Genomic DNA, 11,887 nt, shown 5'->3' with positions numbered 1-11,887 from the left:
AATGCCGCCCATGCCGGTGATGACAACGCGCTGCCGCATTCAGGTCAGGCTTTTTTTCGCGATCAGCGCGCGGACGGCTTCGACCATATCGCCGACATTCTTCAGATTGCTCCAGGCGTCGACCGTGTTCATCTCGATCTCGATGCCATACTCTTCCTCAAGATCGAAGATGATCTCCGTCAGTTCGAGCGAATGGATACCAAGCGAGGTCAATTCGGTGGTGGTGGTGATTTCTTCGCCGCCCGGCTCGGCATGAGCCTTGATCTTCGCGATGATATCCGTTGCCAGCTGGTCGGCCATTCGGTTTCTTCCCCACTATGTCACGTTTCCCGACGCCAACTGAGCAGCGCCCCTTTTTCTCCTGGTATCAAGCCGCCGTCGTCGTTTTATACCCCCGCCAAGCGCTGCATGACCGTACCAAGGTGGTTCCCTCTATAGAAACCGAAACGTTGTCAAGCAACAAGCTATATCGAACTCCAGGTCGACAAAGCCGCCGGAGTGCTTAACGTGCAGGCATGGATACGGTTGAACATGGCGGGATTTCGACGCAGCGCGTTGCGGGCGTGGCGCGGCTTTCCTGCGCTCTCAGTGAGGGTCGCACGCGCCTGCGGCGCCTCTATCAGGACGGTGCCGCCAAGATAAGGATGCCTTCTGTCTCGGCCGATCCGCTCGAAGCGGTGCTGATCAACACCGCCGGCGGGATGACCGGCGGCGACCGTATCGCCTGGGACGTCGATGTCGGCGCGGCTGCTTCGGCGTCGATCACGACCCAGGCCTGCGAGAAGATCTACCGAGCGGCATCCGACCGTGCCGAAGTGCGGGTCAATCTGTCGGTCGGCGAAAACGGCCGCATCGCCTGGCTGCCGCAGGAAACCATCGTTTTCGACCGGGCAGCCTTTGTCCGCACGCTCGACGTCGAGCTTGCCGTCGGCGCCGAGGCGCTGGTGCTGGAAGCCGCCGTCTTCGGCCGCCTGGCGATGGGCGAACGCGCCACGCAGGGGCATTTCCACGACCGCTGGCGTGTGCGCCAGGATGGCTCCCTCATTCATGCCGAGGATTTCCGCATCGGACCCGATATCGCCGCCACGCTCGACCGCCCGGCGGTAGCCGGTGGCGCGACCGCGATGGCGACGCTGCTTTTGGTGTCGCCGCGGGCCGAAGCCCTGCTCGATCCGGTTCTGGCGATCGTCGGCGACCACGGCAGCGCCAGTGTCTGGAGCGTGCAGAAATCTGGCAAGCTTCTTGCGAGGCTCTACGCTGGGGATGGCTACCAGCTGCGCCAACGGCTGGTTCCACTCGTCGAATTGCTCAACGGAAGAGCGGGGTTGCCCAAATTATGGTCACTGTAGGCCTGTCGCTACCAGCTTGGGAAAACGCATGAACCTGACGCCGAGGGAAAAGGACAAGCTGCTGATCGCCATGGCGGCGATCGTGGCGCGCAAGCGGCTTGAACGCGGCGTCAAGCTCAACCATCCGGAGGCGATCGCGCTGATCACCGACTTCGTCGTCGAGGGTGCCCGCGACGGCCGCCCGGTCGCCGAACTGATGGAGGCCGGCGCCCACGTCGTGACCCGCGCGCAAGTCATGGAAGGCATCGCCGAGATGATCCACGACGTGCAGGTCGAGGCGACGTTCCCCGACGGCACCAAGCTGGTGACCGTGCACGAACCGATCCGGTGAGGAGAGAAGAATGCTTGAGCTGCGCCCCAACTGCGAATGCTGCGATAAGGACCTGCCGCCGGAGGCGGCGGACGCATTGATCTGCACCTTCGAGTGCACCTTTTGCATCGACTGCGTGGAACAGGTGTTGGGCGGCGTCTGCCCCAATTGCGGCGGCAATTTTTCGGCGCGGCCGATCCGGCCGGCGGCGATGCTGAAGAAATATCCGGCGTCGACCAGGCGCGTTCTCAAGGCCGAAGGCTGCGGCCCCCCGCAAGGCCGCGTGAACAGCACGACCGGCCCAACGAAAGGCAAATAGAATGATCCCTGCCAAACGCCTATGCCTGTCGGCGATCCTCCTGCTGGCCGCTTCCATACCGGCCTATGCCCATGTCGGCATCGGCATCGGCACCACCTCCTCCTTCGCGGCCGGCTTCATGCACCCGCTCTCCGGCCTCGATCACATGACGGTGATGATCGCCGTCGGACTGTGGGCCGCGCTCAAGGGCGGCAAGGCGATTCTTGCCTGGCCGGCGGCCTTTGTCGGCGTCATGCTGGTCGGCGGTGTGCTCGGCATGCTGCATATGCCGCTGCCCTTCGTCGAGCCGGGCATACTGGCATCGGTCGTGGCGCTCGGACTGCTGGTGGCGCTGGCGGTCGATCTGCCGGTCTCGGCCGGCGTCGCCATCATTGGCCTGTTCGCGCTGTTCCACGGCCACGCCCACGGCACCGAAGTGCCGGAGAATGCCGGCGGGCTTGAATACATGGCCGGCTTTGCCATCGCCACAGCGGCTCTCCATGCCACCGGCATCGCCGCCGGGCTCGGTCTTGGTATCCGGTTCCGTGGCCTGGCCCGCGCCGCGGGTGCCGCCTGCGCTGCGGTTGGTCTCGGCCTCGTCTTCGGCGTTCTGTGAGGGGTGGCGATGATCCCCGGCGAAGTCATTACGGTGAGCGGCGACATCGAGCTGAACAAGGGCCTGCCGACCGTCACCCTGAAAGTCGCCAACAGCGGCGACCGGCCGATTCAGGTCGGCAGCCACTACCATTTTTTCGAGACCAATAAGGGGCTGAAGTTCGACCGCGAGCGTGCCAGAGGCATGCGCCTCGACATCGCCGCCGGCACGGCCATGCGCTTCGAGCCAGGACAGGAGCGCGACGTCACGCTGGTGCCGCTTGGCGGCAAGCGCGAGGTCTACGGATTTCAGCAGAAGGTGATGGGCAAGCTGTGAGATCTCCCAGCGTGCTCAGCTCAGTTCGACGGCTTGGCCGCAGCGTAGATGACGATCTTTCCGGGATCGCCGAATTCGACGGCGAGAATATCCTGCGCAAGCACGCGCCGCGATTCGATGGCGTTGAACAGCAGCGCGTTGGCCTCGATCTCCTTGCGCAGCTCCGCGATGTCGTCCTGATGCTGTCTGACCTTGCTCTCGATCGCTGGCGGCGGGCCGCCTTCAATGCGCGCGGCGTCCGTGAGGAACACGATATCCACCTTGTCAAGCTTGGACGTCTTGCGCACCGTGCCGATGTTTTCACGCGTCCGGTCGATTGCCGTGTTGACGTTTCCGGCTTCGGCGGTGGTCTTGGCTTCTTCCTGCTTGACCTGCGAGCCGATGATGCGGTTGACGGTCTCCGTGCTTTCCAGCCCTTGCGCCTTCGGTCCGGCAGCAGAACCTGCCACCGCCAGGAATGCCATGGCGGTGGCCGCCTGCAGCCGTCTTTTGGGAGAAAAGGTGGTCGCCATCGCTCGCTCCTGAGAGACGTCGTTTCGGGGCGCGGTTTAGCGCGAAAGAAGCAAAACGATTCCCGTCCGGCGAAGGTTCCTTTGCCGATGCGGCCGGCGGGCTGGATACCGGCCCGCCGCGCCGCTTTGTCAGCTCGCCTTCTTGGTGATCAGGGTCAGTGCGCCATTGGGTTGCATGCTGGCGGCGACGACTTGCGCCGAACTGAGCCCCTTGGCCTCCAGCGCCGACTTCACCTTGGGCGTGGCGTCGATCGAGCTACGCAGTTTCTTCAAGCCGTCATCGCCACGCTGGGCAATCACCTGGTTGACCTGTGTCTGGGTGTCCTTTGGCAGCTCGGTGATGTCGACGATGTTGACGCTCTGGATCGTCGGCACGGCCGACTGGGCGCTAGGGGCGGCTGGAGCAGGCGCGGTCGGCGCCGGAGCGGGCTGTTGCGCGGGCTGCTGTTGGGCACTGGCGGCACCCGCCAGCATCAGGCTGGCGGCGGCGGCAAGAACTATCGTTTTGCGCATGGATTTTCCTTTCCATCGATTGGCAAACGGTCGGTTTGGGGTGACGCCCCAAGCTCAACCGCCAAATGGGATCAGAAGGTGTCGCCGAGCGGGTCATTCCATGACCATTGGATGGCGGCAATGTGCAGCCGGGCTTCAATCAAACCGCATTTTGGCAAACCGCATTTCGGGAGCAATCGCTGATGGCCAGAATTACCCGCGCCGCCTACGCGCAGATGTATGGCCCGACGGTCGGCGACAGAGTGCGGCTTGCCGACACCGAGCTGTTCATCGAGGTGGAGAAGGATCTCACCATCCATGGCGAGGAGGTGAAATTCGGCGGCGGCAAGGTGATCCGCGACGGCATGGGCCAGAGCCAGGTTTCCAGAGCGCAAGGCGCTGTCGACTCCGTGATCACCAACGCGCTGGTGGTCGACGCCAGCGCCGGCATCTTCAAGGCCGATATCGGTCTGCGAGATGGGCGCATCGCTGCGATCGGGAAGGCCGGCAATCCTGATACTCAAGATGGCGTCACCATCATCATCGGCCCCGGCACCGAGATCATCGCCGGCGAAGGCAAGATCCTGACCGCCGGCGGCTTCGACGCGCATATCCACTTCATCTGCCCGCAGCAGATCGAGGAAGCGCTGATGAGCGGCATCACCACCATGCTCGGCGGCGGCACCGGCCCGGCGCACGGCACGCTGGCGACCACCTGCACGCCGGGGCCATGGCACATGGCCCGCATGATCCAGTCCTTCGATGCCTTCCCTATGAACATCGGCCTGTCGGGCAAGGGCAATGCTTCGCTGCCTGCAGCACTCGAGGAAATGGTGCTGGGCGGCGCCTGTTCGCTGAAGCTGCACGAGGACTGGGGCACGACGCCGGCGGCGATCGACTGCTGCCTGTCGGTCGCCGACGACTACGACGTGCAGGTGATGATCCACACCGACACGCTGAACGAGTCCGGCTTCGTCGAAAACACTGTGGCGGCGATCAAGGGCCGCACCATCCACGCCTTCCACACCGAGGGCGCCGGCGGCGGCCATGCGCCTGACATCATCAAGATCTGCGGGCTGCCCAACGTCATCCCGTCCTCGACCAATCCGACGCGGCCCTACACGGTCAACACGCTGGCCGAGCATCTCGACATGCTGATGGTCTGCCATCATCTGTCGCCGTCAATCCCCGAAGACATCGCCTTTGCCGAAAGCCGCATCCGCAAGGAGACCATCGCGGCGGAAGACATCCTGCATGACATCGGTGCCTTCTCGATCATCTCGTCGGACAGCCAGGCCATGGGCCGCGTCGGTGAAGTTGCGATCCGCACCTGGCAAACCGCCGACAAGATGAAGCGCCAGCGCGGCTCGCTGCCGCAGGAAACCGGCAACAACGACAATTTCCGCGTCCGCCGCTACATCGCCAAATACACGATCAATCCGGCCATCGCGCATGGGCTGTCGAAGGACATCGGCTCGATCGCGGTCGGCAAACGCGCCGACCTGGTTCTGTGGAACCCGGCCTTCTTCGGCGTCAAGCCGGACATGGTGCTGATCGGCGGCATGATCGCCGCCGCCCCGATGGGCGACCCCAACGCCTCGATCCCGACGCCACAGCCAATGCACTACCGGCCGATGTTCGGCGCCTATGGCAAGGCCAGGACCAACTCATCGGTGACCTTTGTTTCGAAGGCAGCGCTCGAATCCGGCCTGCACGGCAGGCTGGGTGTCGACAAGCAGTTCGTCGCCGTCGAAAACACCCGCGGCGGCATCGGCAAGCATTCGATGGTGCTCAACGACGCCACGCCGCATGTCGAGGTCGACCCGGAAACCTACGAGGTCCGCGCCGACGGTGAATTGCTCACCTGCGAGCCGGCGACGGTGCTGCCGATGGCACAGCGGTATTTTCTGTTCTGAAGCGGCGATCCGACCGGGCGAGCATTATCCGTTGCAGCCCTTGGTGGGAGGCAGCAATATGCGGCCAACCAACAGCTGCATTGTGATCAAGCATGGCCACCGAAATCGCTTCCGCCCACGACATCTTCCCGCATATCCGCATCGTCATGGGCATGGTGATCGGGCTTGGCGTCGCCCGCCTGCTGTCGGGGGTGGCGCGCATCGTCCAGCATCCCGGCCAGTACAAGCTCTATACCGTGCATCTGGCCTGGGTCGTCTCGGTGCTCCTGATGCTGGTGCATTTCTGGTGGTGGGAGTTCGGCCTCTACGCCATCGAGACCTGGACCTTCGGCAAATACCTGTTCATCATTTTCTATGCGATCACGCTGTTCCTGCTCTGCGCGCTTTTGTTTCCCGATTCGATGCTGGACTACACGAGCTACGAGGATTTCTTCTATTCGCGCCGGGCCTGGTTCTTCGGCCTGCTGGCGGCGACCTACCTGCTCGACGTGGTCGACACGCTGCTGAAAGGACCGGAGCATTTCGCCCGCTTCGGCAACGAGTACCTGTTCCGCACGCCGGTCTTCGTCGCGCTCTGCATCGCCGCGATCCTGGTGCGCGATCGCCGCTTCCACATCGCCTTTGTCACGGCGGCGCTCATCTATCAGATATCGTTCATCCTGCGGCTCTTCGACACCATCGTCTGAGCGAACGCGATGGTCTAGGTTGTTCGGGAAAGGCAGGTTTGCGCATGTACAAAGCCGTTGGATCGCGTGGATCCCGGGTCAGCCGCGTTCTCTGGATGCTCGAGGAACTCGGGCAACCCTATGAATTCGTCGAGGTGAAGCTGCGCTCGCCGGAAGCCTACACACTCAACCCTTCGGGCAAGGTGCCGATCCTGATCGACGGCGAGCTGACGGTGACGGATTCGGCGGCGATCTGCGTCTATCTCGCCGACAAGCACGCGGACAAGGGCATGGGCGCCAATCCGGGCCTTGCCGGCCGCGCCGAGATGGATTCCTGGATGCATTTTGCCCAGAGCGAGTTTGAGGCGCCGCTGTGGAACAAGCTGCGCCACCGCTTCCTGCTGCCGAAGGAAATGCGGGTCGATGTCGGTCCTGCGGCGACCTATGACTTCGTCTCGGAGCTTAAGGCGCTAGATCGCCGGCTGGGCGACAAAACGTTTGCGCTGGGCGAGCGGTTTTCGGCAGTCGACGTGCTGTTGGGCGACATGGGCAACTGGGCCCGCGCCGGAAAATTCCCGATCGAGTCCGAGCGCGTCAACGCCTATTTCGACCGCGTGCTGGCGCGGCCCGCTCGCGCACGAGCGCAGGCTAACGGAGGCTCCATGAAATGAAGCTCAACCTCAACACCGACTTCACCAAATTCCCGCGCGCCATCTCGGTGCTGACCCCGGGCAACGCCGGAACCACCCTGCCGTCCGGCCGTGCCGTGCTCGCCCATGACGAGCGGCATCTGCGTCGCCGGGCCATCGAACTTGCCGACGGCAGCAAGGTGCTGGTCGATCTGCCCGAACCCGTCGCCTTGAATGATGGCGACCGGCTGGTGCTGGAGGATGGCGGCCATATCGAGATCATCGCGGCGCCGGAAGATGTCTACGACATCCGGGCTCGCGACAGCGTGCATCTGGCCGAGCTCGCCTGGCACATCGGCAACCGTCATCTTGCGGCGAGCATCGAAGCCGGGCGCATCCTCATCCTGCGCGACCATGTCATCAAGGCGATGCTGGAGGGGCTCGGCGCGACGGTGATCGACGTTTCCGAGCCGTTCAAGCCGGTGCGCGGCGCCTATTCCGGGCAAAGCCACGATCACGGCCATGCGCATGCCCATAACCACGCCGAAGCGCACAGCCATTCTCATAGCGAATCGCATTCCCATTCGCACAGTCATGCTGGCCACCACCACGACCATGACTGACCAGCCCTCGCACATCGCCCTGCTGCGGCTGATGGCGTGGTTGTCGCCTTCCTTTCCGGTCGGGGGCTTTTCCTACAGCCATGGCCTCGAGCGCGCGGTGCATGACGGGCTGGTTGCCGATGCCGAGAGTCTCGCCGGCTGGCTGGAAACGCTGGTCGAGATGGGTTCGGGCTGGAACGACGCCGTGCTGTTCGCTGAGAGCTGGCGCCGCGCACGCCACACTGGCGATCTCGATGAAATAACGGCACTCGCCGAGGCGCTGGCCGGCTCGCGCGAACGCCACACCGAGACCATGCTGCAAGGCGCCGCCTTCCTCAAAGCGGCAGCGGCCTGGTCAAATCCGGTGCTGGAGCGCTTGCCGGCCGAATGCGCCTATTGCGTTGCCGTCGGCGCCATTGCCGGCGGCAATTCAATTGCGCTTCAGAATGCGCTGTCCGCCTTCCTGCAGACCTTCTTTTCCAACCTCGTCCAGGCTGCGATCCGGCTTGGTGTCGTCGGACAGAGCGGCGCGACCATGTTGTTAGCCGGCTTCGAGCCATTGGCCCTGGCGACCGCAGCCCGCGCCGCGCGCTCGACACTGGATGATCTCGGCGGCTGCGCGTTCGTTTCCGATGTCATGGCGATGAAGCACGAAACCCAGTATTCGCGATTGTTCCGCTCATGATCCTTCTCGCCTTCTCGCTTTCGACCATCCTGCTGCTGATCACCGCCCTGCATGTCTATTGGGGCCTTGGCGGCATCTGGCCAGGCCAGGATGCGGCCTCCTGCGCTCGTGCCGTTGTCGGTTTTCGCGGCGTCGAGGAGATGCCGACGCCGTTCGCCAGTTTCGCCGTTGCCGCCTGTCTCGGCCTGGCGACGCTGTGGCCGCTGGCGCTCATCGGCTTCTTTGCTTCGCCCTTTCCCAAGGAGGGTCTCGCCGCCACTTCGCTGCTCATCGGGCTGGTGTTCCTGGGACGCGGCATAGCCGGTTTCACGCCATGGTGGCGGCGGCTGACGCCGGAACAGCCTTTCGCGCGGCTCGACCTGCGCTACTATTCGCCGCTGTGCCTGTTGATCGGGCTCGGCTTTGCCATCCTCGCCATCACAGAGTTTCCCGCATGACACAGACAAATGGCCCGCTGCGCGTCGGCATCGGTGGTCCGGTCGGTTCGGGCAAAACGACTCTGACCGAAAAACTGTGCAAGGCGCTGCGCGACGAGTTTTCTATCGCGGTCGTCACCAACGACATCTACACCAAGGAAGACGCCATGATGCTGGCACGGCTGCAGGCGCTGCCCGAGGATCGCATCATGGGTGTCGAGACCGGCGGCTGCCCGCACACCGCGATCCGCGAGGATGCCTCGATCAATCTGCAGGCGATCGCCGAGATGAACAGGAAATTCCCGGATCTCGACATCGTCTTCATCGAATCCGGCGGCGACAACCTCGCCGCCACCTTCTCGCCCGATCTCGCCGACCTGACGCTCTATGTCATCTCGGTTTGCCAGGGCGAGGAGATCCCGCGCAAGGGCGGGCCAGCGATCACCCGCTCCGATTTCCTGGTGATCAACAAGAGCGATCTCGCTCCTTACGTGAACGTCAACCTCGATGTCATGGAGAGTGACGCCGGTCGCATGCGCGGCAAGCGGCCGTTCGGCTTCACCGATCTGTCGCGCGGCAAAGGGCTGCAGGAGGTGATCGATTTCATCGTCGAGCATGGCGGCCTGCGAGCCGGCGCTGCTGCCAGCACGGTTGCATGAGATAGCCATCCCTGCACCAACCAAAACCGGTTGCGGGCATGGGCTGGTCACGGCATTCTTGCCAAAACCGGAGGAATTTCGATGAGCATCGCCCGCCTGCAAAAGGAAACGCTGACCAACCTGCCCTTCTATGAGGAGCGCGTCGATCTTGCCGCTGCCTTCCGCTGGACGGCGCGGCTCAACATGCACGAGGCTGTCGCCAATCATTTCTCGCTAGCCGTCAATGACGACGGCACGCAGTTCCTGATGAATCCCAACCAGGTGCATTTCTCGCGCATCAAGGCGAGCGACCTTTTAATGATCGATGCCAACGACCCGGATACGCTCTCAGGCCCGGACGCGCCCGATCCGACGGCGTGGGGACTGCACGGCGCCATCCATCGCAATGTCCGCCACGCGCGCTGCGTCATGCATGTCCATTCGATCCACGCCACGGTGCTGGCATCGCTCGCCGACTCTCGCCTGCCGCCGATCGACCAGAATTCGGCGATGTTCTTCAACCGCCATGTCGTCGATGCGCATTATGGCGGACTGGCCTTCGAGGAGGAGGGCGAGCGCTGCTCGCAGCTTCTCGTCGATCCCAAGGTCAAGGTGATGGTGATGGGCAATCACGGCGTGCTGGTCATCGGCGATACGGTCGCCGATGCCTTCAACCGCATGTTCTATTTCGAGCGCGCCGCCGAGACCTACATCAAGGCGCTATGGACCGGGCGCCCGCTGCGCACGCTGTCCGATACTATCGCCGAAAAGGCGGCAAGCGAGATGGACGACTATCCCGGCCAGGCCGAACGCCATCTCAGCGAGCTGAAGGCGATCCTCGACGAGCAGGAACCGGTCTACCGGAATTGATGGCCTACAGGCCTAGTTCTGCCCGGAGCTGATCGGCGCTGTTGATGACGACGGCGCCGGGCGGGCCTTCCATCGGCGCTTCCGGCCAGAAAATCGTCTTCATTCCCGCCGCCAGCCCCGCCATGGCGCCCGGCCAGCTGTCGTCGATGGCCACGGCCTGCGCGGGATCGACATCGGCTAGATAGGCGGCGCGCAGGAACGGCTCGGCATGCGGCTTGCCTTCGCGCACGTCGTTACGGCTGATCGTCTTCATGCCGGGGTAGGTCAGGCCGACCATGCTCAGATTGGCGTCGACGATCATCCGGTCCGAATTCGAGACCACGGCCTGCGCCACGCCCCTTTCGCGCAGCTCATTGAAGATCTCGATCGCACCGGGACGCGGCTGCAAGCGCTCGACCAGCGGCAGATAGTGCTCGTATTTGCGCACGATCCAGTCGTCGAAGGGCAGATCCAGGCCGAACTCGTCGCGCATCATCTCGTAGACCGGCCAGGCGGCAACGCCCAGCACGCGCTCATGCAGATCATCAGGCGGCACGAGGCCGACATTGCGCATCGCGGCCACCAAGGCTGCCTCGTGCAGCGGTTCGCTGTCGACCAGCGTGCCATCCATATCCCAGAAAACCGCTTTCGGTGTCATGCAGCGCTCCTTTTTGCGATCCCTTAAAGGGTTTGAGCCGGGAGATAAACCTTCGGGATCGAAGAACCGGCCGCCTACCGGGACCGCAACCGCGCTTCTTTGCCTGACACCGACATCTTGGAAGAAGGAAATTTGGCCCCGCCTGCGCCGGCGGGCGGCAAGCAATTGCCCTGGAGATTGACAATTGCGCAGCGGGCCGTTCCCTGCGAAAGTGGGCGTGGGCCGCTCTCATGACCGGCGGTTTCGGGAGGCAGGACGTGAATACCCGGCAGGATGGTGGCAGCAACAGGCTGGACGACGCGGCGCGCGCCGGCTGGCTTTATTATGTTGCCGGCAACACACAGGACCAGATTGCCGCCACGCTCGGCATCTCGCGGCAGACAGCGCAGCGGCTGGTATCACTGGCGGTGTCCGAGGGCCTGATCAAGGTTCGCGTCGATCATCCGATCGCCAACTGCCTTGATCTGGCGGCACGGCTGAGATCGCGCTTCGCGCTCGATCTGGTCGAAGTGGTGCCGAGCGATCCGAATTCATCCTCTACGACGATCGGCATCGCCGAGGCGGCTGCCGCCGAGATCGAGCGGCGGCTGCGGTCACCGACCCCGATCGTCATGGCGATCGGCACCGGGCGCACGCTGAAGGCGGCGATCGAGCAGCTGCCGCCGATGGAATGTCCGCAGCACAAGGTGGTGTCGTTGACCGGCAACATCTCGCCGGACGGCTCGGCCGCCTTCTACAACGTCATCTTCACCATGGCCGACAGGGTCAAGGCGCGCTCCTTTCCGATGCCGCTGCCGGTCATCGCCTCATCGCCGGAGGAGCGCGAGATGCTGCTCAACCAGCCGATGATCCAGCCGACGCTGGCGCTGGCGGCCGAGGCCGACGTCACCTTCATCGGCATTGGCGATCTCGGCCCCAAGGCGCCGCTCTATGAGGA

18 protein-coding genes are annotated in these 11,887 nt (G+C 63.7%); 14 read left to right on the top strand and 4 right to left on the bottom strand.

The window, feature by feature from the left end:
* Positions 1 to 39: 39 nt before the first annotated feature.
* Positions 40 to 300, bottom strand: a complete 261-nt coding sequence (locus tag EN935_RS08210) for an acyl carrier protein (protein ID WP_127262376.1) — start codon at positions 298 to 300, stop codon at positions 40 to 42.
* 215 nt (positions 301 to 515) lie between these two features.
* Between EN935_RS08210 and EN935_RS08205 the strand changes: the two genes are divergently transcribed.
* Genes EN935_RS08205 through EN935_RS08185 form a run of 5 tightly spaced genes read left to right on the top strand, consistent with a single transcriptional unit; the run spans position 516 to position 2,888 of the window.
* Positions 516 to 1,349 carry an urease accessory protein UreD gene (locus EN935_RS08205; RefSeq protein WP_127262377.1) on the top strand — a complete coding sequence of 278 codons (834 nt, stop codon included), beginning with the start codon at positions 516 to 518 and terminating at the stop codon, positions 1,347 to 1,349.
* A 28-nt stretch (positions 1,350 to 1,377) separates the two neighbouring features.
* Positions 1,378 to 1,680: an urease subunit gamma gene (locus EN935_RS08200; RefSeq protein WP_023693076.1), complete on the top strand. Its 303-nt coding sequence runs from the start codon at positions 1,378 to 1,380 to the stop codon at positions 1,678 to 1,680.
* A 10-nt stretch (positions 1,681 to 1,690) separates the two neighbouring features.
* A complete protein-coding gene (locus EN935_RS08195) occupies positions 1,691 to 1,978 on the top strand; it encodes a DUF1272 domain-containing protein (protein ID WP_127262378.1) in 288 nt (95 codons plus the stop codon).
* 1 nt (position 1,979) lies between these two features.
* Positions 1,980 to 2,573: a HupE/UreJ family protein gene (locus tag EN935_RS08190; protein ID WP_127262379.1), complete on the top strand. Its 594-nt coding sequence runs from the start codon at positions 1,980 to 1,982 to the stop codon at positions 2,571 to 2,573.
* A gap of 9 nt (positions 2,574 to 2,582) precedes the next feature.
* Positions 2,583 to 2,888 carry an urease subunit beta gene (locus EN935_RS08185; protein WP_127262380.1) on the top strand — a complete coding sequence of 102 codons (306 nt, stop codon included), beginning with the start codon at positions 2,583 to 2,585 and terminating at the stop codon, positions 2,886 to 2,888.
* A gap of 20 nt (positions 2,889 to 2,908) precedes the next feature.
* Here EN935_RS08185 and EN935_RS08180 read toward each other — a convergent pair whose 3' ends face one another.
* The gene (locus EN935_RS08180) at positions 2,909 to 3,400 is read right to left on the bottom strand and encodes a hypothetical protein (protein WP_127262381.1); all 492 of its coding nucleotides are present in this window, start codon (positions 3,398 to 3,400) and stop codon (positions 2,909 to 2,911) included.
* Positions 3,401 to 3,529: 129 nt separating this feature from the next.
* A complete protein-coding gene (locus tag EN935_RS08175; RefSeq protein ID WP_127262382.1) occupies positions 3,530 to 3,913 on the bottom strand; it encodes a hypothetical protein in 384 nt (127 codons plus the stop codon).
* Between the two features lie 179 nt (positions 3,914 to 4,092).
* Between EN935_RS08175 and ureC the strand changes: the two genes are divergently transcribed.
* The 8 genes from ureC (at position 4,093) to EN935_RS08135 (ending at position 10,313) form a co-directional block, all read left to right on the top strand.
* Positions 4,093 to 5,808 (top strand): urease subunit alpha, encoded by a 1,716-nt coding sequence (ureC, locus tag EN935_RS08170; protein ID WP_164757525.1) that lies wholly within the window; start codon positions 4,093 to 4,095, stop codon positions 5,806 to 5,808.
* A 92-nt stretch (positions 5,809 to 5,900) separates the two neighbouring features.
* A complete protein-coding gene (locus EN935_RS08165) occupies positions 5,901 to 6,494 on the top strand; it encodes a hypothetical protein (protein WP_109667140.1) in 594 nt (197 codons plus the stop codon).
* 44 nt (positions 6,495 to 6,538) lie between these two features.
* Positions 6,539 to 7,144, top strand: coding sequence for a glutathione S-transferase family protein (locus tag EN935_RS08160; protein ID WP_127262384.1), 606 nt, complete (start codon positions 6,539 to 6,541; stop codon positions 7,142 to 7,144).
* Positions 7,141 to 7,725: an urease accessory protein UreE gene (gene ureE, locus EN935_RS08155; RefSeq protein WP_127262385.1), complete on the top strand. Its 585-nt coding sequence runs from the start codon at positions 7,141 to 7,143 to the stop codon at positions 7,723 to 7,725. The genes EN935_RS08160 and ureE overlap by 4 nt, the downstream gene beginning before the upstream one ends.
* Positions 7,718 to 8,389, top strand: coding sequence for an urease accessory protein UreF (locus tag EN935_RS08150; protein WP_164548548.1), 672 nt, complete (start codon positions 7,718 to 7,720; stop codon positions 8,387 to 8,389). Before ureE ends, EN935_RS08150 begins: the two co-directional genes overlap by 8 nt.
* On the top strand, positions 8,386 to 8,826 hold the full coding sequence (locus EN935_RS08145; RefSeq protein WP_127262386.1) for a DUF3995 domain-containing protein: 441 nt from the start codon (positions 8,386 to 8,388) through the stop codon (positions 8,824 to 8,826). The genes EN935_RS08150 and EN935_RS08145 overlap by 4 nt, the downstream gene beginning before the upstream one ends.
* Positions 8,823 to 9,464 (top strand): urease accessory protein UreG, encoded by a 642-nt coding sequence (ureG, locus tag EN935_RS08140; RefSeq protein ID WP_127262387.1) that lies wholly within the window; start codon positions 8,823 to 8,825, stop codon positions 9,462 to 9,464. Before EN935_RS08145 ends, ureG begins: the two co-directional genes overlap by 4 nt.
* A gap of 81 nt (positions 9,465 to 9,545) precedes the next feature.
* The gene (locus tag EN935_RS08135; protein WP_127262388.1) at positions 9,546 to 10,313 is read left to right on the top strand and encodes a class II aldolase and adducin N-terminal domain-containing protein; all 768 of its coding nucleotides are present in this window, start codon (positions 9,546 to 9,548) and stop codon (positions 10,311 to 10,313) included.
* 4 nt (positions 10,314 to 10,317) lie between these two features.
* On the opposite strand, the gene EN935_RS08130 is transcribed toward EN935_RS08135, so the two are convergent.
* Complete coding sequence (locus EN935_RS08130; protein WP_109667154.1) at positions 10,318 to 10,950, bottom strand: HAD family phosphatase; 633 nt, start codon at positions 10,948 to 10,950, stop codon at positions 10,318 to 10,320.
* A 257-nt stretch (positions 10,951 to 11,207) separates the two neighbouring features.
* Here EN935_RS08130 and EN935_RS08125 point away from each other — a divergent pair.
* A partial coding sequence (locus EN935_RS08125; RefSeq protein WP_127373258.1) for a sugar-binding domain-containing protein occupies positions 11,208 to 11,887 on the top strand: 680 nt, incomplete at its 3' end.

It is taken from the genome of Mesorhizobium sp. M7D.F.Ca.US.004.03.1.1, assembly GCF_003998635.1.
GTDB lineage: Bacteria > Pseudomonadota > Alphaproteobacteria > Rhizobiales > Rhizobiaceae > Mesorhizobium > Mesorhizobium loti.
The sequence above is the reverse complement of the archived record's forward strand: the minus strand, read 5'-3'. Positions and strand labels throughout refer to the sequence as shown.

Bases quoted from the DNA above. Each gene is read 5' to 3' on its own strand.
- EN935_RS08210 (WP_127262376.1), bottom strand. From the start codon at position 300: ATGGCCGACCAGCTGGCAACGGATATCATCGCGAAGATCAAGGCTCAT.
- EN935_RS08205 (WP_127262377.1), top strand. From the start codon at position 516: ATGGATACGGTTGAACATGGCGGGATTTCGACGCAGCGCGTTGCGGGC.
- EN935_RS08200 (WP_023693076.1), top strand. From the start codon at position 1,378: ATGAACCTGACGCCGAGGGAAAAGGACAAGCTGCTGATCGCCATGGCG.
- EN935_RS08195 (WP_127262378.1), top strand. From the start codon at position 1,691: ATGCTTGAGCTGCGCCCCAACTGCGAATGCTGCGATAAGGACCTGCCG.
- EN935_RS08190 (WP_127262379.1), top strand. From the start codon at position 1,980: ATGATCCCTGCCAAACGCCTATGCCTGTCGGCGATCCTCCTGCTGGCC.
- EN935_RS08185 (WP_127262380.1), top strand. From the start codon at position 2,583: ATGATCCCCGGCGAAGTCATTACGGTGAGCGGCGACATCGAGCTGAAC.
- EN935_RS08180 (WP_127262381.1), bottom strand. From the start codon at position 3,400: ATGGCGACCACCTTTTCTCCCAAAAGACGGCTGCAGGCGGCCACCGCC.
- EN935_RS08175 (WP_127262382.1), bottom strand. From the start codon at position 3,913: ATGCGCAAAACGATAGTTCTTGCCGCCGCCGCCAGCCTGATGCTGGCG.
- EN935_RS08165 (WP_109667140.1), top strand. From the start codon at position 5,901: ATGGCCACCGAAATCGCTTCCGCCCACGACATCTTCCCGCATATCCGC.
- EN935_RS08160 (WP_127262384.1), top strand. From the start codon at position 6,539: ATGTACAAAGCCGTTGGATCGCGTGGATCCCGGGTCAGCCGCGTTCTC.
- ureE (WP_127262385.1), top strand. From the start codon at position 7,141: ATGAAGCTCAACCTCAACACCGACTTCACCAAATTCCCGCGCGCCATC.
- EN935_RS08150 (WP_164548548.1), top strand. From the start codon at position 7,718: ATGACTGACCAGCCCTCGCACATCGCCCTGCTGCGGCTGATGGCGTGG.
- EN935_RS08145 (WP_127262386.1), top strand. From the start codon at position 8,386: ATGATCCTTCTCGCCTTCTCGCTTTCGACCATCCTGCTGCTGATCACC.
- ureG (WP_127262387.1), top strand. From the start codon at position 8,823: ATGACACAGACAAATGGCCCGCTGCGCGTCGGCATCGGTGGTCCGGTC.
- EN935_RS08135 (WP_127262388.1), top strand. From the start codon at position 9,546: ATGAGCATCGCCCGCCTGCAAAAGGAAACGCTGACCAACCTGCCCTTC.
- EN935_RS08130 (WP_109667154.1), bottom strand. From the start codon at position 10,950: ATGACACCGAAAGCGGTTTTCTGGGATATGGATGGCACGCTGGTCGAC.